The organism is Serinibacter salmoneus, assembly GCF_002563925.1.
Taxonomy (GTDB): Bacteria; Actinomycetota; Actinomycetes; order Actinomycetales; family Beutenbergiaceae; genus Serinibacter; species Serinibacter salmoneus.
Window position 1 is genome coordinate 2,705,527 of record NZ_PDJD01000001.1, and the last position, 20,710, is coordinate 2,726,236.

At 70.5% G+C, this 20,710-nt stretch carries 13 protein-coding genes; 8 read left to right on the plus strand and 5 right to left on the minus strand.

Annotated elements, in window-relative coordinates:
* Positions 1 to 35 precede the first annotated feature (35 nt).
* Complete coding sequence (locus ATL40_RS12060; protein WP_098469751.1) at positions 36 to 2,267, minus strand: choice-of-anchor I family protein; 2,232 nt, start codon at positions 2,265 to 2,267, stop codon at positions 36 to 38.
* A 184-nt stretch (positions 2,268 to 2,451) separates the two neighbouring features.
* Positions 2,452 to 5,079: a 5'-nucleotidase C-terminal domain-containing protein gene (locus tag ATL40_RS12065; RefSeq protein ID WP_098469752.1), complete on the minus strand. Its 2,628-nt coding sequence runs from the start codon at positions 5,077 to 5,079 to the stop codon at positions 2,452 to 2,454.
* 182 nt (positions 5,080 to 5,261) lie between these two features.
* Between ATL40_RS12065 and ATL40_RS12070 the strand changes: the two genes are divergently transcribed.
* From ATL40_RS12070 to ATL40_RS12080, 3 genes are read left to right on the plus strand one after another with little or no spacing between them, the layout of a single operon-like run.
* Positions 5,262 to 6,005, plus strand: coding sequence for an LppM family (lipo)protein (locus ATL40_RS12070; protein ID WP_098469753.1), 744 nt, complete (start codon positions 5,262 to 5,264; stop codon positions 6,003 to 6,005).
* A 16-nt stretch (positions 6,006 to 6,021) separates the two neighbouring features.
* Entirely contained in the window at positions 6,022 to 6,444 is a 423-nt protein-coding gene (locus ATL40_RS12075) for an NUDIX hydrolase (protein ID WP_098469754.1), read from the plus strand.
* A 21-nt stretch (positions 6,445 to 6,465) separates the two neighbouring features.
* Positions 6,466 to 6,924, plus strand: coding sequence for a glutaminase (locus tag ATL40_RS12080; protein WP_143556974.1), 459 nt, complete (start codon positions 6,466 to 6,468; stop codon positions 6,922 to 6,924).
* A gap of 31 nt (positions 6,925 to 6,955) precedes the next feature.
* On the opposite strand, the gene ATL40_RS12085 is transcribed toward ATL40_RS12080, so the two are convergent.
* Both ATL40_RS12085 and ATL40_RS12090 read right to left on the minus strand, forming a co-directional pair.
* Positions 6,956 to 8,458, minus strand: coding sequence for an amidase (locus ATL40_RS12085; protein ID WP_098469756.1), 1,503 nt, complete (start codon positions 8,456 to 8,458; stop codon positions 6,956 to 6,958).
* Positions 8,459 to 8,503: 45 nt separating this feature from the next.
* On the minus strand, positions 8,504 to 10,135 hold the full coding sequence (locus ATL40_RS12090) for a cation:proton antiporter family protein (RefSeq protein ID WP_098469757.1): 1,632 nt from the start codon (positions 10,133 to 10,135) through the stop codon (positions 8,504 to 8,506).
* A 203-nt stretch (positions 10,136 to 10,338) separates the two neighbouring features.
* Between ATL40_RS12090 and ATL40_RS12095 the strand changes: the two genes are divergently transcribed.
* The 5 genes from ATL40_RS12095 to ATL40_RS12115 all read left to right on the plus strand — a co-directional run bounded on the left by ATL40_RS12095 (position 10,339) and on the right by ATL40_RS12115 (position 19,160).
* Complete coding sequence (locus ATL40_RS12095; RefSeq protein WP_098469758.1) at positions 10,339 to 11,121, plus strand: HAD family hydrolase; 783 nt, start codon at positions 10,339 to 10,341, stop codon at positions 11,119 to 11,121.
* On the plus strand, positions 11,118 to 13,658 hold the full coding sequence (locus tag ATL40_RS12100) for a glycoside hydrolase family 65 protein (RefSeq protein ID WP_098469759.1): 2,541 nt from the start codon (positions 11,118 to 11,120) through the stop codon (positions 13,656 to 13,658). The genes ATL40_RS12095 and ATL40_RS12100 overlap by 4 nt, the downstream gene beginning before the upstream one ends.
* A gap of 88 nt (positions 13,659 to 13,746) precedes the next feature.
* Positions 13,747 to 15,867, plus strand: coding sequence for a prolyl oligopeptidase family serine peptidase (locus ATL40_RS12105; protein WP_098469760.1), 2,121 nt, complete (start codon positions 13,747 to 13,749; stop codon positions 15,865 to 15,867).
* Between the two features lie 60 nt (positions 15,868 to 15,927).
* Entirely contained in the window at positions 15,928 to 18,069 is a 2,142-nt protein-coding gene (locus ATL40_RS15600) for an RNA polymerase sigma factor (protein ID WP_098469761.1), read from the plus strand.
* A gap of 59 nt (positions 18,070 to 18,128) precedes the next feature.
* Positions 18,129 to 19,160 carry a LacI family DNA-binding transcriptional regulator gene (locus ATL40_RS12115; protein ID WP_098469762.1) on the plus strand — a complete coding sequence of 344 codons (1,032 nt, stop codon included), beginning with the start codon at positions 18,129 to 18,131 and terminating at the stop codon, positions 19,158 to 19,160.
* A 67-nt stretch (positions 19,161 to 19,227) separates the two neighbouring features.
* Here ATL40_RS12115 and ATL40_RS12120 read toward each other — a convergent pair whose 3' ends face one another.
* Entirely contained in the window at positions 19,228 to 20,694 is a 1,467-nt protein-coding gene (locus ATL40_RS12120; RefSeq protein WP_169925970.1) for an MFS transporter, read from the minus strand.
* Positions 20,695 to 20,710 lie beyond the last annotated feature (16 nt).

Consider the following 20,710-nt stretch of genomic DNA (forward strand, 5'->3'; position numbering starts at 1 on the left):
GGCTCGCCCCCGGGGGCGCGAACCATCAGGTCCGATCAGGCGGGCAGTTCGGTCTGCGCGAAGCGGTAGAGGAACGCCGCCATCGCATCGCGGGCGATCGGGGTCAGCGGGCGGTACAGCGCGGTGCCGTCGTTGCCCTGCCAGCCGGTGGAGATGCCCTCCTGTGCGAGCCAGGAGATCTCCGTGTAGTAGCGGTCGGCGGGGGCCACGTCCTCGAACGGGCTGAGGGCCGGCGCGGTGAAGCCCTCCGGTGCTGCCAGTCGGTACAGGAACGCCGCCATCGCGTCACGGTTGATCGGCTCGAGCGGGCGGAACTCGGCACCCGCCGCGGTCGGCCATCCCGTGGAGATGCCCTGCTCGGCGAGCCAGGAGATCTCGATGTAGAACTGGTTGCTCGTGCTCACGTCCACGAACGGCGAGGCCGCCGGGGGCGTGTAGTCCTCGGGCCCGGCCAGTCGGTACAGGAAGGCCGCCATCGCGTCGCGGTTGATGTCGGCCAGCGGCCGGTACTCGGCGCCGGCGGGGGTCTGCCAGCCGGTCGTGATCCCGGCGTCGTAGGCCCAGTGGATCTCGTCGGCGAACATGTCCTCGGCGCTGACGTCGATGAACGGCAGCGCCGTCGAGGCCACCTCGAACAGGGTGGTGGTCCCGGAGACCTCGTTGCCGACCACGAGCATGGCCTCGCCGGTGGGCGAGTCCTCGGCCGGCACGAAGGCGAAGCCCTCCGGCCCCAGGTCACCGGCCTGCGCCGTGGTGGGGTCGGCCTCGAAGTCGCGGTTGTTGAGGTAGGTGACGAACGCGGGCGCGCTCGGGTCGGTCAGGTCGTACACGAAGATGCCGCCCACCCGCTCGGCTCCCACGAACACGTACGGCACGCCGTCGACCTCGCCCACCGTGATCGCCTCCGGCTCGGGGCCCTTGGCGTCCGAACGCGAGTCGAACTCGGTCTCGTCGTTGCTGGAGTTGAAGTACTCGGGGATCAGCGCCGCGGTGATCTGCTCGAAGTCGTCACCCGAGTTCGCGACCAGCTCGCCGTCGGTGGTCAGCACCGTGAACGAGCGCGTGCCGAAGCTGTGGAGCTGCTCGATGCAGCCGGCCTCGCTGAGCCCGGAGGCGATGGAGACCTCCAGGCGCCCGAGCACCTCGTCCTCGAGCTGGTCCGCCGTCAGCACTCCCTCGCACAGGGGCGGGAACCCGTCCTCGCCGAGGTCCTTCACACGGGCGGCCTCGACGTAGTCGCCCCACTCGCGAGCGTCGCCCTCGTTCGCGGTGACGAGGTAGGTCTCGCCGTCGACCTCGATCGTGCTGATCGAGTCGGGCATGAGCAGCCCCCGGGTGGGCACCGTCTGGATGGCGATCTCCTCGTCCCGGTCGGACGGGTCGAAGCCGCTGCCGGCCTGGGAGTGGTCGATCGTGCCCAGGGGCAGGATGTCGGTGATGGTGGCCGAGGCGATGTCCACGACGGCGATCGCGTTGTTCTCCTGCAGACTCACCCAGGCGGTGGTGCCATCGGTGGTGACGTACTCGGGCTCCAGGTTGCGGGAGACGGGCAGGTCCTCGCCGTGCGGGAACTCCCCGAAGACCCGCACACCCTCGGGCAGGGCGCCGTCCTCGTAGGCGTGGAAGTCGGCGATGCGCACCGCTGCCTGCGCCGGCGCGGCGAGGCCGGCCGGCAGCCCCACGACGCCGATGGAGCCCTCGGGGTCGACGGTGTAGTCGTCCGCGGGCTCGCCCTCGTTGGCCACGACAGCCCAGGTTCCGTCCGGGGTGATCGTCACCATGTCCGGCAGCGAGCCGACCTGGACGGCGCCGAGGGAGCCCAGCGTGGTGGCGTCGTAGAACGCCAGCCAGCCGGCGGAGACCTTGTCCGGGTGCTCCACGGCGACCACGAGGAGGCCGTCCTCGCGCACGGCGATGGAGTTGGCCACGGCGCCCTCGACGATGTCGCCGACTCCGGCGGTGGCCAGGGTGCCGACCTTGGTGGGGGCGCTGGGGTCGGCGGCGTCGATCACGTCGACCACGCCGGCCTCCGCGTTCACGGTGAACACGCGCTGCGTGGCGGCGTGGAAGGCGACGATCTCGGCGGCGCTCTCGTCGAACACGCCGGAGGCGTAGGTGCCGAGAACGGAGAGCCCGATCGCGGCGTCCTCGGCGGAGGTGGCGGTCTCGGCTGCGGCCGGGGCGGCCGCGAACCCGGCGGCCGCCAGCGCACCGACGGCGAGGCTGGACAGGGCGCGTGTGCGCCTCGGGGTGAGTGAGGGAGTCACGACCCTGAACGCTAGGGAGCGGATCTGACCGTGGCGTCGCACCCGGGTGACCGCCGGGCGACGGTCGGGTGAACGACTCAGGCACGAGGGACGACGGCGCCCCCGGCCTCCGCTGTCGCGGGGGCCGGGGGCGCCGGGTGTCACTCGATAGGGCCGGAAGGCCGGTCCCTCACTCGCTCAGCCCTCACTCCATGTGGTCGAAGCGGTAGAGGAAGGCGGCCATGGCGTCGCGGGCGACGTCGTTGAGTGGCTTGTACTCCGAGGTGCCGTTGTTGCCGACCCAGCCGGTGGCGATTCCGGTGGCCTGCATCCAGGTGATCTCGGTGTAGAACATGTTGCTGGTGGACACGTCCACGAACGGGGAGACCGTGGGCGGGGTGAACTCCGGCTCATCGGCCATCCGGTACAGGAACGCGGCCATCGCATCACGCGCGATCGGCTCCAGCGGACGGAACTCGCGGCCAGCAGAGGTCATCCACCCGGTGGAGATCCCCTCCTCATACAGCCACGCGATCTCGGTGTAGAACATGTTGCTGGTGGACACGTCCACGAACGGCGACGTGGCCGGCGGGGTGTAGTCCTCCACGTCCGCCATCCGGTACAGGAACGCCGCCATCGCATCACGGTTGATCGGCTCCAGCGGACGGAACTGCGCGCCCTGGGGCGTCATCCACCCCGTGGAGATCCCCTGCTCATACAGCCACAGGATCTCCTCGTAGAACATGTTGCTCGGCGCCACATCGATGAACGGCGAACCGATCACCTCCACCGGCATCGTGACCGTGGTCCCCGAAGGCTGGGCCACCAACACCAACTCACTGGCACCCGCCTGGCCTGTGCTCGGCAGGACCAGGTCCACCACGGCCTGACCATCGACCACGGGCACCTCACCCACCTCGGTCTCACCCAGCCACACCGTGGCCGTGGTGTTCTCCGGAGAGTTCAGGCTCGTGAGGTTCAGCATCGAGGCCGTGAACACCACCTGCTCACCCAGGGTGACCTCCTCCGGCTGGTCCTGGACGGCCACGGCCTGGCGGGCGAAGTCCGGGGAGACCGGGGAGGCCTCGGTGAGGTAGTCGATCCACGCATCCCGGTCCACCAGACCCGTATCGCGCGTATCGCTGCCCTCGGTGAACACCCGGAAGTTGTCCCCACCCTGCAGCAGGAAGGAGAAGGACCCCACCGTGTAGGACCCAGCCGGGTCCAGCGGCTCACCATCGATCATCACCGAGGTGATGTGCCGACCCTGATCATCGGCGTCACCCAACAGCACACCATCCCCATCAGGGTCCACCTCATAGGTGTAGGTGACATTGGAGGACAACCCCAACTGCAGATAAGGCCGCGAGGGGACCTCACCCTCACTGGTGGTCTGCCACTGCTGCTCCAGCATCTCCACCACCTGCTCACCCGTCAACGTCGTGGTCCACAGGTTGTTCAGGAACGGCAGCACCGCATTGGCCTCGGCGTAGGTGATCACACCGTCCTGGTCGTAGTACAGCTCCGCGCGCAACCCACCCGGGTTGACCACACCGATATCCGCACCACCACGCAACTCATCCGACAGGGACGCCAACAGCGCATCACCCACCAACGCGCCCAGCGTGGACTCACTGGCCCGGTCATCACCCTTGGTCGGCAACGCACCCTCCACCAGGTCCCACTCATAGAACCCATCCACGAACGACCCCGCAGCATTCGCCGTGGTGATGTCCGCCGTCACCTCACCGATCGGCTCATCACCGATCTCCGCAGCAACCTCCAACGCGGCCTGCACGATCTCATCGACCTCAGCCACCATCGGGAACTCGGCGATCAACTCCGCATCCGGCGTGGTGGAACGCGCAATGTTCTCCGCACTGGCCGAGACCACCTCACCCGTGGCCGGATCGAACTCCAACAGCACCTTCCCCAGGAACTCCCCATAGGAACCGGTCTGCACAATCGGACGCCCCCGACCCGGCTCACCAGGCACCGGAGCCATCCACGCATACTCCTTGTGCGTGTGACCCGTGAAGATCGCATCCACCACCGGGGAGGTCTCCTCCACGATCTGCGCGAACACACCACCCGCAGCAACCTCCTGCTCCAAGGTGGAACCATCCGGAGTCCCCGCACCAGCACCCTCGTGGAACTCCGCCACGATGATGTCCGCCTCACCATTGCCCTCATCACCATCAGAGAGCTGCGCCGCCACACGGTTGGTCGCCTCCACCGGATCACCGAAGGTCAACCCCTCGATCCCACCCGGGGACACCAACGCCGGAGTCTCCTCCGTCACCGTCCCGATCACCGCCACCGAGACCCCACCAGCATCCAAGATCTCGTACTCCGGCAACACCGGAACACCAGCAGCGTCATACACATTCGCACCCAGATACGGCCAGGCAGCGTTCGCGCCACCCTCCATCACCCGATCGATCAGATCATCCAACCCCTGATCGAACTCATGATTCCCCACCGCCGACGCAGCAAGGCCCAGCGCGTTCAACACATCAATCGTGGGCTGATCACCCTGCGAAGACGACGCGAACACCGACGCACCAATGTTGTCACCCGCCGACAAGAACAAGAACGACCCACCAGCATCGGAGATCAACTTCTCCTGCTCAGCAACCGTCCCCGCAAACGCCACCGTATTCCCATCAATACGACCATGGAAATCATTGATGTTCAACAGACCCACCAACTCGGTCTCGACGATCGGCTCCGCTTGGGCCGGGACGGCGGTCAGACCGGCTCCGAGGAGTCCGGCGACGGCAATGATGGGCAGGGATCGCCTGCGTCTGGTGTTCTCTGAGATCTGGCTCACAGTCCTTCAACCTATCCGTGGGACATGTGCCGGTCCATGGATCGCAGGTTACGAACCGATAAACCTTTCGCGGGCCCGTTCCCGTCGCCGGGCGCCAGCACCTGCGCGCCCGCGCAGTCGGCGGCTGGCGCTCCAAGCGCGGAGCACCACCCTCTCGGCAAAGACTGTGCCAAACTCTCCCCATGCTTCGAGGACTGCGGCTCATCGCGCTCACACTCGTCCTGCTGGTCACGGCGGGGTGCGTGCGGGCGGAGGGCGATCTGACCCTCGACGGCGACTCCGATACCGCGTCCGGCTCGATCGCCTTCGCCGTTGCCTACGACCCGGAGGAGGAGAGTGAGGAGTCGCGCGCCGAGGCCGCCGACCTCGTCCTGCGGATCGTGGACACCTCGCTACCAGGCCTGCGCGAGCACGCCGAGGTCACCTCCGCCCCGCTCGAGCAGTCGGGTTGGCTCGGCACCACCCTCACGCTCGATGAGGTACCGATCTCGGACCTGGTGGTCGCCGGCGGCGAGCCGCTGATCACCCGGGACGGCGAGGAGTTCGTGGTGGCCGGCACGATCAACGCGCTCGATGCGGAGGGGATCCCCGCCGCCCCCGCGGTGGAGGAGGACTCCGAGGATGACGTGCCACCCCGTCGCGCAGGAGCCACGGACTCCCTCGTCCGGCTGACGGTCACGTTCCCGGGTCCGGTCGACGAGGTGGGCGAGGTCACCGGCGAGCACTCGAGCGTGCTGGTGGAGGGGAACACCGTCACCTGGCAGGCGCCGTACGACGAGCCGCTCACCCTGGAGGCGGAGGGTGCGGCCTTCACACCGCTGTTCTCCGCGGACGTCTGGCGCCTGGTGTGGTGGGGGCTGGGCATCCTGGCCGTACTGGCGGTGGCGGGGCTCGTCACCGTCCTGGTGCGGGGGCGACGCGATTGATCGCCGGACTCGAGCCGTGACCACGATCCGTATCAGCGCCTGCGTGATCACGCGCCCGGACGGCGCCCTGCTGCTGGTACGCAAACGCGGGACCGAGCGCTTCATGCAGCCGGGGGGCAAGCAGGAGCCAGGGGAATCGCCCGCGGCGACGGCGGTCCGGGAGGTCGCGGAGGAGCTCGGGCTGCATCTGACACAGGCCGATCTCGCCGCTTGGGGCGAGTTCAGCGAGGTGGCGGCCAACGAGCCGGGGCACCGGGTCGAGGCCCACGCCTTCCACGCCGAGGTGAGCGCCGCCGTGGCCAACCGCCTCCGGCCACGTGCGGAACTCGAGGAGGCCGTCTGGGTGCAACCGGCCGAGGCCCGCAGCCTCCCACTGGCTCCGCTCACGGAGGTCCACCTGCTCCCCCTGCTCACGCGCATCTCCGGCACGGATGCCTGAGTACCCGTGCCTGACGGACCTGTGCCTGACGGACCTGTGCCGGAGCCGCAGGAGGTGATCTCCGCCGTCGCCCAGGCTGCCTCCCGGTTGGAGTCCGCGGGCATCGCGCCGGAGACCCTCGGGACCTACCAGCCCGAGGCCCGGCGCTTCGGGATCGGCCGGCGCGAACGCATCACGCCCGCAGGCGAGGCGTGGCGCCTCGGGGCCCTGCTGCTCCTCCCCTCGGGCCGAGCGGCCGGCATCGGAGAGGTCATCGTCGCTCAGGAGGAACGACGGCGAGGCTTCACCGCCGAGTCCGCACGCCGCCGCGCGGAACTCGGCGAGGCAGCGGTGCGGGGCGGGATCGCGCCCGGACGCACCGTGCACCTGGGCTGGCGTGTGATCGATCCGGCCCATGCGGTCGTCACCTGGAGCGCGGGTGCGCCGCCGATCCCGATCCTGGACTACCTGCGCGAGCGCCTGGAGACAGTTCTGGGCTGATCTCCGGGGAAGCGCACCCCCACCGGTGCGCTCACGCGGCATCGGGCCAGGCTGGTGGTGCCTGGAACGGTGAGGCCACCTCCACCGCTCGCGCGATCTCCAGGAGCCGCGCGTCCCCACCCGGGCGCCCGGTGAGCATCGCCCCGAACGGCAACCGCACGCCGTCGACCACCGCGGTGTGCACGGGCAACGAGATCGAGGGGGTACCGGCGATGTTCGCGATCGAGGTCCATGGCGTGAAGCGCTTCTGGTCCTCGAAGTCCCCGGCCGGATCAGCGTCGTCCCGCAGCGACCCGACGGGCGCGGGTGGGCCGGCCAAGCTCGGGGTGAGCACCACGTCGACCGCATCCCATGCTGCGGCCGTCTGGCGGGCCACGCGCTGGGCGGCCATCACGGCCTCGGCGTACTGCGCACCCGTGTAGGAGCGGCCGCGTTCCCGCAGCCACCGCGTCAGGGGTGTCAGGGCCGGATCCGCCTCGGGCGGGATCGGCAGCGTCACGGCACCCACCGACCACAGCGGCATGAAGGCGAGCCACTCCTGCGGCGTGAACGGCACCGGGACCGGCACCACGTCGGCCCCGAGCGACTCCAGGAGCGTGGCGAGGTCCGTTGCCGCGGCGATCGACTCCGGGTGGACCATCGCGTCGCCTGCCACCACGGGATCGGTGAGCAGGCCCACGCGAAGACCACGGACCGGCTCCGTGTCCCGCACGTCCCGCACGGCCTGCGCCAGGACGCCCCTCGCGGGGTGCGGGGCATCACCCGGCCAGGCGCGTGAGAGGACGTCGGTGCCGATCGCCGAGTCCAGCACGGTCCGGGCCACCACCCCCTGGGTCGCGAGCCCGGCGCCCGCGACTCCGGTCGGCCCATTGCTCACGAGCCCCGCGGACGGCTTGTACCCCACGATCCCGCACGCGGCCGCCGGGATCCGGATGGAACCGCCGCCGTCGGAGGCGTGGGCGATCGGCACGATGCCGGCGGCGACGGCGGCGGCCGCTCCCCCGCTGGAGCCTCCAGCCCCGCGCGTGAGGTCCCACGGGGTGCGCGCGGCACGCACGGCGCCGCCGGGCCCGAGGTTCGGTTCGGTGTACGGCGGGAACCCGAACTCCGGGGTCGATGTCTTCCCGATCATGGTGGTGCCCGCCTCGCGCAGGGCTGTGACCGAACCGTCGTCGGCCTCCGGCACGATCGGGTCCGCGGCCAGCAACGCGGCGCCGGCGGTCATCGGCACGCCCGCCACCTGGTTGAGGTCCTTGATCGGGCACGGCACACCGGCCAGCGGCAGGGCGGTGGCGAGCTCGTCCACCCGGCCCGCGCGGTGTGCCGCGGCGATCCGCTCGTCCACGGCTCGGGCCTGCTCCAGGGCGAGCTCGGGGCTCAGGCGGGCGAAGGCTCCCAGGTGCGGCTCCAGCCGCTCGGCCGCGGCGAGCGCCGCACGGGTGACCTCCTCGGCGCTGCGCTGACCGCTGCGCACATCCACGGCGATGGCTGCGGCTGTGTCGACGGGAGGGCTGGGCCGGCGATCGGTACTCACCCACGTGAGCCTACGGGCGCACGCGTGCCACCGCCGCGCGTGCCGTCAGGCGTGCCCGCTGCCCTCCAGGCCGGTGCCGTTCGCGTCGGCGTCGGCCTCCTCACCCTGTGCGAGGCGCCAGGCCTGGTCGGCAACCTCCAGGCCCGCCGCGGCGTAGAGGTTGAATGCGGCGTCCACGCCGTTCTCCCGCGCCACGGCCAGTTCGTCGGCGTAGCGGGCCACGCTGACCACCTGGCCGGTGAAACCACTCTCGCGCAGGCACTCCAGCGCGGTGATGTTCGAGCCGTGTTCGTGCATCGAGAGCACGGCGGTGCGCACGGACCCGCTGCGGCGCATCCGGCGCCAGAAGTCCAGGTCCGTGGCGTCGCCCTGCACCACGTGGCGCCCCTCGGACTCGTGGATCGAGACCCGGGAGTCGTCGTAGTCCACGCCCACCACCCGCAGCCCGTGCTGGTGGCTGAGGCGGTCGTAGGCGGCCACACCCACCCGGCCCATGCCGATCACCACCACCTCGGCGTCGCCGGCGTCGGTCGGTCGCTCCTCCGGGAGCATCCGCTCGGTGGGCTGGTGCGGCAGTCGCTCCGCGAGTTTCTCCACCATGAGGTGCCCGCGCCCGTTGACCAGGGCGGCGAAGACGAAGCTGATGGCCACCGCGATGGAGATCTCCACGAGCCACTGGGATCCCAGCATCCCGGCCTCCACGCCGAGGGCCACCACGATGAGTCCGAACTCGGAGTAGTTCGTCAGCGCGAGGCCCGCGAGCAGTGAGGAACGCACCCTCAGGCGCATCAGCCACAGCAGCACCACGTAGCCGAGCGCCTTGAACGGCAGCAGCAGCACCATGCCGAGGGCCAACAGCAGCAACGGGAGGTCCGGCAGCCCGGTGAGCCCGATGGAGACGAAGAATCCGACGAGCAGGAGTTCTTTGATGTGGAACAGCGAGCGGGAGAGCTCTGAGGAGTTGCGGTGCGAGGCGAGCAGCATCCCCATGACCAGCGCGCCGAGGTCACCCTTGAGGCCCACGGCATCGAACAGCCAGTACCCGGGCACGAGCGCCATCACCACACCGAACAGGGACTGCATCTCGCCGTGTCCGATGCGGCTCCACACCGCGCGGAACAGCTTCGAGGCGGGCCACAACAGCACGAGGGCGAACGCCCACGGGCTGGGCAGTTCCCCGCTGGTCGCGGTGAGAAAGATCACCGCGGCGATGTCCTGGATCACCAGGATGCCGATCGCCACCCGCCCGTACAGCGAGTGCGACTCACCCCGTTCCTCCAGCACCTTCACCACGAACACCGTGCTGGAGAAGGACAGTGCGAACGCCAGCAGCACGAACGTGGTCATGCTCTGCCCGGTCAGCAGCGGCAGGCCCACCACGGCGCACAGCCACAGCACCCCGGTGCCGAAGGCCACCGAGAGCACCATGTGCGCGGTGGCCGTGAGCCACACCTCGCGGCGGATCAGGGTGCGCAGGTCGAGCTTCAGCCCGATGCCGAACAGCAGCAACGTGACGCCCACATCGGCGATCGTCTCCAGCGCCGGGAAGTCCGGCACGTCCATCCAGTTCAGCGCGAACCCGGCGGCGAGGAACCCCACCAGGGGCGGCAGCCGCAGGGCCACCGCGAGCAGCCCGAGCACGATCGTGACGGACAGGTAGATCGCGGCGACGTCCACGGCACTTCCCCCTGCTGGTCGGCGGGCCGGGAACCAGGCACGCTCCGCACCGCCCGGCCAGCGGTGCGCACCCATCGTGCCAAACGCCGGTAACACGTGGGTTTCGTCGCGCGCCAGGGGCGGCATCGGTGGACGTGCTGCGCAAGGATGGGTGATACAACTGGCGACCCGGTGCCGATCACTGCTGTGAAGGGGAAAGCAACGTGCCCGATTTCGACCCGCTGGATGCGGTCCTGTTCGACCTGGACGGGGTCCTGACCCCGACCGCCGAGGTGCACATGCACGCGTGGGCCCGGTTGTTCACCGACTACCTCGCAGGGGCGGGAGCCGCCCCCTACCAGGAGTCGGACTACTTCACCTACATCGACGGCAAACCCCGCTACGAGGGCGTGCGCTCGATGCTCGCCTCGCGCGGCATCACCCTGCCCGAGGGCACCCCGGACGACCCGCCGGAGGCGGAGACGGTCTGCGGCCTGGGCAACCGGAAGAACGGCGTCTTCATGGACGTCCTGGCGAGCGACGGCGTGGCCCCCTACCCGGGGTCGGTCGCCTTCCTCGACGCACTCGCGGCGCGGGGCGATGTCCAGGTGGCCGTGGTCTCCTCCTCCAAGAACGCCCGCAGCGTGCTGACGGCCGCCGGGTTGATCGACCGCTTCGCGGTGATCGTGGACGGCGAGGTCGCCGCGGCCCGGGGCATCCCGGGCAAGCCGAACCCGGACACCTACCTGGATGCCGCGGCCCAACTGGGTGTGCCGGCCGCCCGGGCCGTGGTGGTCGAGGACGCCACCTCCGGGGTCGCGGCCGGCCGCGCGGGGGACTTCGGCCTCGTGCTGGGGGTGGATCGCGGCGCGGGAGCGGAGGACCTGATCGCGCACGGCGCCGACACCGTGGTGAGCGACCTGGACGAGCTCGTGCCCGCACTCACCGGCGCCACTGACGCAGGCGCCGAGTCCGACGCAGGCACCGGGGACGGGGCCGCCCGATGACGGCCGCGACCGCCGGCTTCGACCCCCTCGACCGCAGCCGGTTCCCCATCGACGAGTGGGCGCTGCGCGAGACCCGCTACAGCGATGCGGACCTCGGCAAGACCGAGACCCTGTTCGCCGTCGCGAACGGCTACCTCGGCCTGCGCGGCAACGTGGAGGAGGGCCGGGACTCCCACGCCCACGGCACGTTCATCAACGGGTTGCACGAGGTGTGGCCGATCCGCCACGCGGAGGACGCCTACGGCTTCGCGAAGGTGGGGCAGACGATCGTCAATGCCCCCGACGCGAAGATCATGCGGCTGTACGTGGACGACGAGCCGCTCCTGCTGACGGTCGCGGACCTGGAGTCCTACGAGCGCTCACTGAGCTTCCGCGACGGCGTGCTCACGCGGGAACTGGTCTGGCGCACGCCGTCGGGTAAGCATGTGCACCTCAAGAGCCGCCGCATGGTCTCCTTCGCCGAGCGCCACCTGGCGATCATGGACTACGAGATCACGCTGCTCGACGACGATGCCCCCATCGCCGTCTCCTGCCAGATCCTGAACCGGCAGGACGGGCAGGACGAGTACTGGGTGAAGAAGGAGGCGATGGGCGCCGGGTTCGACCCGCGCCGCGCCGCCAACCTCGACGGCCGGGTGCTTCAGCCCGTGCTGTCCTGGGCGGACGAGGACGCCGGCCGCACGGCCCTGGGCTACCGCGTCACCGAATCGGGGATGACCGTCGCCGTCATCGCGGACCACACCATCGAGACCACCGACTCCTACGAGCCGCGCACGGTGATGGAGGACGACCTGGCCAAGCAGGTCTACCGCATCCAGGGCACCAAGGGCACGACGACGAGGATCACCAAGGCCGTCAGCTACCACACCTCCCGGGGCGTCCCGCCGCGCGAGCTCGTGGATCGATGCCGCCGCACCCTGGACCGGCTCAAGCACAACGGCATCGCCTCCGCGTTCGAGGCGCAGCGTGAATGGCTGGACAACTTCTGGGCCCGCAGCGACGTGGAGATCGCCGGGCAGCCCCACCTGCAGCAGGCGGTGCGGTGGAACCTGTTCCAACTCATCCAGGCCAGCGCGCGCGCCGAGGGCGCCGGGGTGCCCGCCAAGGGCATGACCGGGTCGGGGTATGACGGGCACTACTTCTGGGACATGGAGATCTACGTCCTGCCGTTCCTGACGTACACCTCCCCCACCTTCGCCCGCAATGCGCTGCGGTTCCGCTATTCGATGCTGGACGCCGCGCGCCGCCGAGCGGGCGAGGTGAACCAGGCCGGTGCGCTGTTCCCGTGGCGCACGATCAACGGCGAGGAGGCCTCGGCCTACTACGCCGCCGGCACCGCGCAGTACCACATCGATGCGGACGTGGCCCACGCCGTCTCCCAGTACCTGACCGCGACCGAGGACACCTCCTTCCTCACCCGCGAGGCGATCGACATCCTCGTGGAGACGGCGCGGCTGTGGGCGGACCTGGGGTTCTGGCGCGAGGGCGACCAGGACGCCGCACCGGTGTTCCACATCCACGGCGTCACCGGGCCGGACGAGTACACCACCGTGGTGAACGACAACCTCTTCACCAACGTGATGGCGCGGGCGAACCTGCGGGCCGCGGTGCGCCGGCTGCGCCAGATCGAGGCGGCCGACCCGGTGGAGTACGCGGCCGTCTGCCAACGCCTGGGCCTGACCAAGCCCGAGATCGCCGAGTTCTCCCGAGTCGCCGAGCACATGCACGTGCCCTACGACACCGGCCTCGGGGTGCATCCCCAGGACGACGACTTCCTGTCCAAGGAGTTGTGGGACCTCGCGCACACCCCCGCGGACAAGCGCCCGCTGCTGCTGCACTACCACCCGCTGGTGATCTACCGGCACCAGGTGCTCAAGCAGGCCGACGTGGTGCTCGCGCTCTATCTCCAGGGCGATGAGTTCACCCAGGAGCAGAAGCTCGCCGACTTCAAGTACTACGACCCGCTGACCACCGGGGACTCCACCCTCTCGGCGGTGGTGCAGTCGATCGTGGCGGCGGAGGTCGGCTACTCCGACCTCGCCGAGGAGTACTTCTCCTCGGCGGTGTACGTGGACCTGGCCGACCTGCACAACAACGCCGACGCGGGCGTGCACGTCGCCTCCCTCGGCGGGGTCTGGAACGCCCTCGTGGCCGGCTTCGGCGGCATGCGCGACTACCTGGGCACGTGGAGCTTCGATCCCCGCCTTCCGGCGAGCTGGGAGTCGCTCACGTTCCGGCTCACGCTGCACGGGAACCGGATCCGGGTACACCTGGACCGTGAGGCGATGACCTTCACGCTGGAGACCGGCGAGGCGGACTCGCTCGACGTGGTGGTCCAGGGCCAGCAGGTCACCATCACGCGCGGGCAGCCGCGCACGGTGCCGATCACCGCCACGCCGACCCGCGCGGGCAAGCCCACCTTCCGCGACATCGAGGGTTCGCGCCGCGAGGACGGTTCCCTCATCACCGCCACGGTGCCCGACCGCCCGCACGAGAGCGCCGACGAGGAGGACCGGGCGGCGCTGCCGCCCTCCTGAGGACGCCCGGTCCGGTGGGCGCAGGTCCGGTGGGCGTCGGCCGCCGACGCCCGCCGGACCATGCCTCCCACGGGGCTAGGCTCGAACGGTGACGCAACCAGCACCGACGCCCCCCGACCCCCAGCCGGACGACCCGCACCTGTGGCTCGAGGAGATCGACGGCGAGCAGGCCCTGGCGTGGGTGGGGCAACGCAATGCGGAGACCGCCGAGACGGTGGCCTCCTGGCCGTCCTTCACCCGGACCGAGCGCGAGATCCTCGAGGTCCTGGACTCCTCCGACAAGATCCCGTTCGTCTCCCTCGCCGGTGGCCATCTGTACAACGTCTGGCGCGATTCGCAGCACGAGCGTGGCCTGTGGCGCCGCACCACCCTGAGCGAGTACCGCTCGGGCGAGCCGACCTGGGAGGTGCTGCTCGACGTCGATCAGCTCAACGCCGACGAGGGCGCCGACTGGGTCTGGCACGGCGCGCAGGTGCTGCGCACGGGCCCCCACGCCTACCGCCGCGCGCTGATCGACCTCTCCCGCGGGGGCTCGGACGCCGACGTGACCCGCGAGTTCGATCTGGTCGAACGGCACTTCATCGAGCCCGAGGAGGGTGGCTTCCACCGCGGGGAGTCCAAGGGCGGGCTGAGTTGGATCGACGCGGACACCGTCTACCTCACCAGCTCGACGGACGGCGAACCCACCGCCTCGGGGTACGCCAGCCGGGTGCGTCGGTGGCAGCGCGGTCAGGCCTGGCAGGAGGCCGAGATCGTCTTCGAGGTCGCCCACGAGGACCTCGGCACAGGCGCCGCGCACGAGCGCACCCCGGGATTCGAGCGGGACTGGGTGGTACGCAGCATCGACTTCTACCACTCCGAGCTCTTCGAGGTGCGCGACGGCGCCACGCACCTGGTGGAGGTGCCGACCTCCGCCTCCGCCGGGGTACACCGCGAGTGGCTCACGGTCGAGCTCCGCGAGGACTGGGCCGTCGGAGGGCGGACCCACCCCGCCGGTTCCCTCCTCGCCATCGACTACGAGTCGTTCCTCGCCGGCGCCAGGGACTTCACCGCGGTCTTCACCCCCACGCCGAGCACGGCGCTCGTGGGCGGCACCTGGACCCGCCACCACCTGCTCCTGGAGGTGCTGGAGGACGTCAAGAGCCGGGTGCTCGTGCTCACCCCGCCCACCGGCGAGGACCGGGACTGGCGGCCGCGCCCCCTCGGCGGGGTACCGGAGATCGGCACCGTCTCGGTTGCGGCGGTTGATCCCCTGGGCGAGGGCAGCGGTGAGGCCACCGGACTGGCGGACGCGCTGTGGCTGACCAGCACCGACTACCTCAGCCCGACCACGCTGTCCCTCGTGACCCTCGGCGAGGGAGAGGGAGAGGCCGGCGACGCCGTCGAGCTCCTGCGCAGAGCCCCGGCGATGTTCGATGCGGACACCCTGGTGGCGGAGCAGCACTTCGCGACCTCGCGCGACGGCACCCGGGTGCCGTACGTGGTGGTACGCGACGGCGCCCGCCCCCTGGACGGCACCACACCCACACTGCTCTACGGGTACGGCGGTTTCGAGATCTCCCTCACCCCCGCCTACTCCGCCACGACCGGCCGTGGTTGGCTCGCGCAGGGCGGCGCGTACGTGGTGGCCAACATCCGCGGCGGTGGCGAGTACGGGCCGACCTGGCACCAGGCCGCGCTGAAGGAGAACCGGCATCGGGCCTACGAGGACTGCGCGGCGGTGGCGCGCGATCTCATCGACCGTGGCATCACCTCCCCGCCACATCTCGGGGTCAAGGGCGGCTCGAACGGCGGGTTGCTCGCGGGGAACATGCTGACCCAGTACCCCGAACTGTTCGGGGCTGTGGTCATCCAGGTACCCCTGCTGGACATGCGCCGCTACCACCGGCTGCTCGCGGGGGCCTCCTGGATGGCGGAGTACGGCGACCCCGATGACGCCACGGAATGGCAGTTCATGCGCGCCTTCTCCCCGTATCACCTCTTCGACGCGAACCGTTCCTACCCGCCGACCTTGATCACGACCTCCACCCGTGATGACCGGGTGCATCCTGGACATGCACGCAAGATGTCCGCGATGATGATGGAAGCGGGGGCGGATGTGACCTACTTCGAGAACATCGAAGGCGGGCATGCGGGGGCAGCCACGAACGCGCAGTCTGCCTATGCGGCGGCGCTCGCATTCGAGTTCCTGCGTCACCATTTGGCGTGAGGGCGCACGTGGTGACAGAGTGACGACCCCGCGGCGAGCACGACGAGAGAAGGGGCAGTGATGGCCGGCGACAACGACCCGTTGCCGATCGACTCCGTGGCGTACCGCGCACGCTATCGTGCGCTGCGCAAGCGTGGCATGACCATCGCGCGCTCCTTCCGCCTGTCCAGTGCCGATGCCGAGGACGTGGTGCAGGACGCGCTGGTCAAGCTCCTGCGGGTACCCACACACGGTGAGGCCGCCCCCAGCCGGTACGAGTCCTACTTCGACACCACGGTGCGCAATCTGTGCATCGACTTCCTTCGCAAGCACGGCAGGGAGTCCGCACTCCCGGAGCCCGAGGACATGCCGGGGCCGAGTCGCTCCGAGCGCCACGACCAGCGGATCCTCGTGCGCGAGGTCCTGGCGGGGCTGCCGGACTCCGCCCGCAGCGTGCTGGTGAAGTCCCACCTCGAGGGCCGTTCCGTCTCCGAGATCGCTACCCAGTTGGGCGTCTCCTCCAATGCTGCGTCCGCCATGCTCTACCGAGCGCGGCGGGCATTCCGCGATTCCTACGTGCGCTCCCACGTGCTGGCCACCGACAACGAGCACTGCGCGCAGATGCGCATGCTCATGGTGGAGGCCGCGCTCTCACCCGGCTCCGAGCACGACATCGCGGTCACCAACCACCGGCGGGAGTGCGACGACTGCGAGAACCAGTACGCGTTCCTGCTCTCGGCGCGCACGGCCGCCGCGGCCGCGCTGGCGCCGGGCGCGCTCGCGGCACTCACGAGCGCCGGGGTCCTGGGATTCCTCGGCTGGGGCTCGCTGGCGAAGGCCGGCGGAGCTGCGACACACGGCTCGGCATCCTCCGGCGGTGCCGCCACCGGAGCCGGATCGGCAGCAGGCGCCGGGTCCGCGGGAGTGGCGGGCGGCACGGTGGCGACTGCCTCGAGCGCCGTGGCCGGCGCCGGGCTCGGCACCGGGGCCGCGGCCGCCATCGCTGTGGCAGGTGTGGCCGTGACCGGCGCCGCCGCCTTCGCGGTCATCTCCGAGGTCCGCGACACCGACACCTCGGCACAGACCGCCACCGTGGCCGATGCCTCCGCTGCGGAGCCTGACTCCGATACGGAGCAGGGCGACGACGCCGACGACGCCTCCACACCCTCGCCGAGCGATCTGCCCTCCCCCGACGAGACCTCGCGAGCTGTCCCCGGCGAGGACGCGGACTCGATCGAGTCCGAGGCAGAGCCCGTCGAGTCGATCGCCGCAAGTTCCTCCCCCTTGTCAGTTCCCGAGGTCCTGGCGACGCTCGTTCCGAGTCCGCCGGCTGCGGGCGTGGCGCCGGCGCCCAGCACGCCTGCGCCCAGCACGCCTGCGCCCGCACCGTCCTTGAGCGCCGCTCCCACCGCCACGGCCAGCCCGACCCCCACGGCGACGCCCAGCCCGACCCCGACGGCCACGGCCACACCCAGCCCCACCCAGACACCTTCGGTGAGCCCGACCCCGACACCGACCCCCACGGCCGCGCCGTCACCCACACCCACGGCCACCCCCACGCCGTCACCCTCGGTGAGCCCGACCCCGACACCGACCCCCACGGCCGCGCCGTCACCCACACCCACGCCGTCACCCACACCCACGGCCACGGCCACCCCCACGCCGTCACCCACACCCACGGCCACGGCCACCCCCACGCCGTCACCCACACCCACGGCCACGGCCACCCCCACGCCGTCACCCTCGGTGAGTCCGACCCCCACACCGACGGCCACCCCTATGCCGTCACCGACCCCCACGCCGTCGCCCACCCCCACGGCCACGCCCACGCCGTCACCCTCGGTGAGCCCGACCCCCACGGCCACGCCCACGCCGTCACCCTCGGTGAGCCCGACCCCCACACCGACGCCCACGCCGTCGCCCACCCCGACCGAGCAACCGACGCCGCCACCTCCGGCCACGTTCGAGCGCACCGTGCGTCTCTCCCCCGGTGATCCGATCACCGGACACGTGCCGATCGAGGACGGCGAGGCCTCCCAGGTGAGTTACTGGGTGGACCGGTTCAGCATCTTCGTCTGGTTCGGCGCCATGGACGTGGCCGACGACGGCTCCTACTCCATCCGGACCTACTCGCTCCTGCCGCTACCGGGCGAACGCGAGGTCGTGGTCACGGTCACCGGGCCCCGCAGCACCGAGACGATCACGGTGGTCCTCGAGCCGTAGCCCGGTTGGTCCGGAGTTGGTGGACGCGCTACCATCCGCAGGACATCAAGGCTGCCACGATGGCCGTGGGCGGCGAGGAGGGCACTGTGACCGGGCGAGCTCCCACCCTGGACGAAGTCGCACGCGAGGCGGGCGTCTCGCGGTCCACGGCGTCCCGCGCCATCAACGGCGGCGAGCGGGTCTCGCCCAAGGCGCAGGCAGCCGTCGACGCAGCGATCGCCCGGCTCGGCTTCTCCCCCAACCGCGCCGCCCGCGCCCTGGCCACCTCGCACACCGGGTCGATCGCCCTGGTCATCCCGGAGCCAGACGAGCGATTCCTCACCGACCCCTTCCTGCTCGGCGTGCTGCGGGGAGTCAACCGCGGACTGGTCGACAGCGAGAACCAGCTCGTGCTGCTCATCGCACATGAAGGACAGTCCCCGGGTCGGATGGCGTCCTTCCTGAATGCCGGACACGTGGACGGCGCGATCGTGGCCTCACCGCACCGCGGCGACCAGATCGAGGAGACCATGCGAGGGTCGCGTCCCGTGGTCTTCATCGGACGACCCTTCGTCTCCGAGGGCATGAGCTATGTGGACGTGGACAACGTCGAGGGAGGCCGACTGGCCACCCAGCGGCTCATCGACGCCGGTCGGCGCCGAATCGGCACGATCACCGGAACCCTGGACATGACCGCTGCGTTGGACCGCCTCGAGGGTTGGCGCGCCGCGCTGAGCGCAGCCGGGTTGCCCGACGACGCCGTGGAGGGCGGGCAGTTCGGTATCGAACAGGCGGAGGCCGCGACCCATCGCCTGCTGGACCGCGTACCCGACCTCGATGCACTGTTCGTCGCCTCGGACACGATGGCGATCGGGGTCCGGCGTGCGCTACAGGCTCGGTCGCTGAGCGTGCCGGGCGACATCGCCCTCATCGGATTCGACAACCTCGGCCCGGCGGAGAACATGACGCCGGGGCTGACCACGGTGGACAACCCGCTCCTGATGATGGTGCAGGAGGCCACACGCATCCTGTTGGACCGCATCCGCGACCCGCAGCGTCCCCCCGAGGCCCTGGTGCTGCCCGCGCGACTGGTGGAGCGGGGCTCGGTGTAGGTGCTGCGCGGACCGTCTCGGTCCGGGCGGCCTGCGCGGTCTGGACGGTGTGGGCGGTGTGCGCCTCTCAGGCGTGCAAACCTGCTCCGCCGTGGTTGCTGGGGTGCGGTGCCGCGTGCTGCCGGTGCGTCGAGCCGCTCAGCGGGTCACTCGCCCGCAGGTTCAGCGCCACGATCCCGAGTCCGCAGGCGGCGATCATGATCCACACCGGTGTCGACGCGGCATCGAACCCGGTGCTGAGGTTCGAGCCGAGGTGGCCCGCCATCAGCGTGCCCACGAGCGCGACGCCGAGCACCTGCCCGAACTGGCGGAAGGTGGAGACCACCGAGGCCGCGGTACCGGCCATCGCGTCGGGCAGTTCGGAGACCGCCGTCACGTTCACCGGGTTGTTCATCACCCCGAAGCCCGCCCCGAACAGCACGAACGGGACCACGATCAGCCACACCGCATCGGCCTGCAGCCACCAGAAGCCCGCGGCGGAGGCGGCGATGCCCAGGCCGGAGGACAGCAGCAGGGCGCGGCTGTACCCCTTGGCCACGAGGCCTCCCGCGATGACCGCCCCGGCGGAGGAGAGGGTGACCATCGGCAGGGTGAGGACGCCCGCCATCAGCGGCGACAGCCCGCGCACGTCCTGCAGGTAGAGCGTGGTGGTGAACAGCAGGCCCGCGAGCGCCGCAGTGCCCAGCAGCACGGTCAGCACCGACCGGGTGAAGGCGCCGTCGAGGAAGAGCTGCGGCGGGATCACCGGATCGGGCCGGTGCAGGCCGGTGAGCACGAACGCGACCAGCACGCTCAAGGCGACGGCGAAGCCTCCCAGGATCACCGGGGAGGTCCAGCCGTAGCTCGGCCCCTCGATGATCGAGTGCGCGAGGGTGAACACGGCGACCATGAGCAACAGCACGCCGGCGATGTCGAACCGGCGGGGCTTCGGGGAGCGGGACTCCGGCAGGAAGAGCCAGCACAGCACGATCGCGATCACCCCGGGCAGCAGGTTCACGTAGAACACCCACTGCCATCCGAGGCTCTCCACCAGCGCACCACCGAGCAGGGGGCCGAGCGCGAGGCCCACACCCCCGGAGCCCGCCCACCAGCCGATCGCCCTGGCCCGCTCCCCACGCTCGGGGTACATCGTGGTGATCGTGGCGAGCGTGGCGGGCGAGATGAGGGCGCCGCCCACGGCCTGGAGGCAGCGAGCCGCGATGAGGGTGCCCACCGAGTCGGACAGCCCGCACAGGGCGGATCCGATCACGAACACGGCGATCCCGGCGATGAGGTTCTTGCGGCGACCGACCCGGTCCGCGAGAGTGCCGGAGAACAGCAGGAGGCTGGAGAGCACGAGCACGTACGCGCTGACGATCCACTGCAGCGAGGACAGCGAGGCGTGCATGTCCTTCGCGATCGTCGGCAGCGCGACGTTGACGATCGTCGCGTCGAGCTGTGCCATGACGAAGGGCAGGCAGCACAGCGCGAGGACGGCGGTCTTGCGTCGCGCCGGCAGCTGAGCGATGGGGGTGTCGCTGGCGGGGGGCTTCACACCTCCGACCATCCCA

What these genes read in the sequence shown, in the direction of transcription:
- ATL40_RS12100 (WP_098469759.1), top strand. Translation starts at nt 11,118, where the DNA reads ATGACGGCCGCGACCGCCGGCTTCGACCCCCTCGACCGCAGCCGGTTC.
- ATL40_RS15600 (WP_098469761.1), top strand. Translation starts at nt 15,928, where the DNA reads ATGGCCGGCGACAACGACCCGTTGCCGATCGACTCCGTGGCGTACCGC.
- ATL40_RS12070 (WP_098469753.1), top strand. Translation starts at nt 5,262, where the DNA reads ATGCTTCGAGGACTGCGGCTCATCGCGCTCACACTCGTCCTGCTGGTC.
- ATL40_RS12115 (WP_098469762.1), top strand. Translation starts at nt 18,129, where the DNA reads ATGGCCGTGGGCGGCGAGGAGGGCACTGTGACCGGGCGAGCTCCCACC.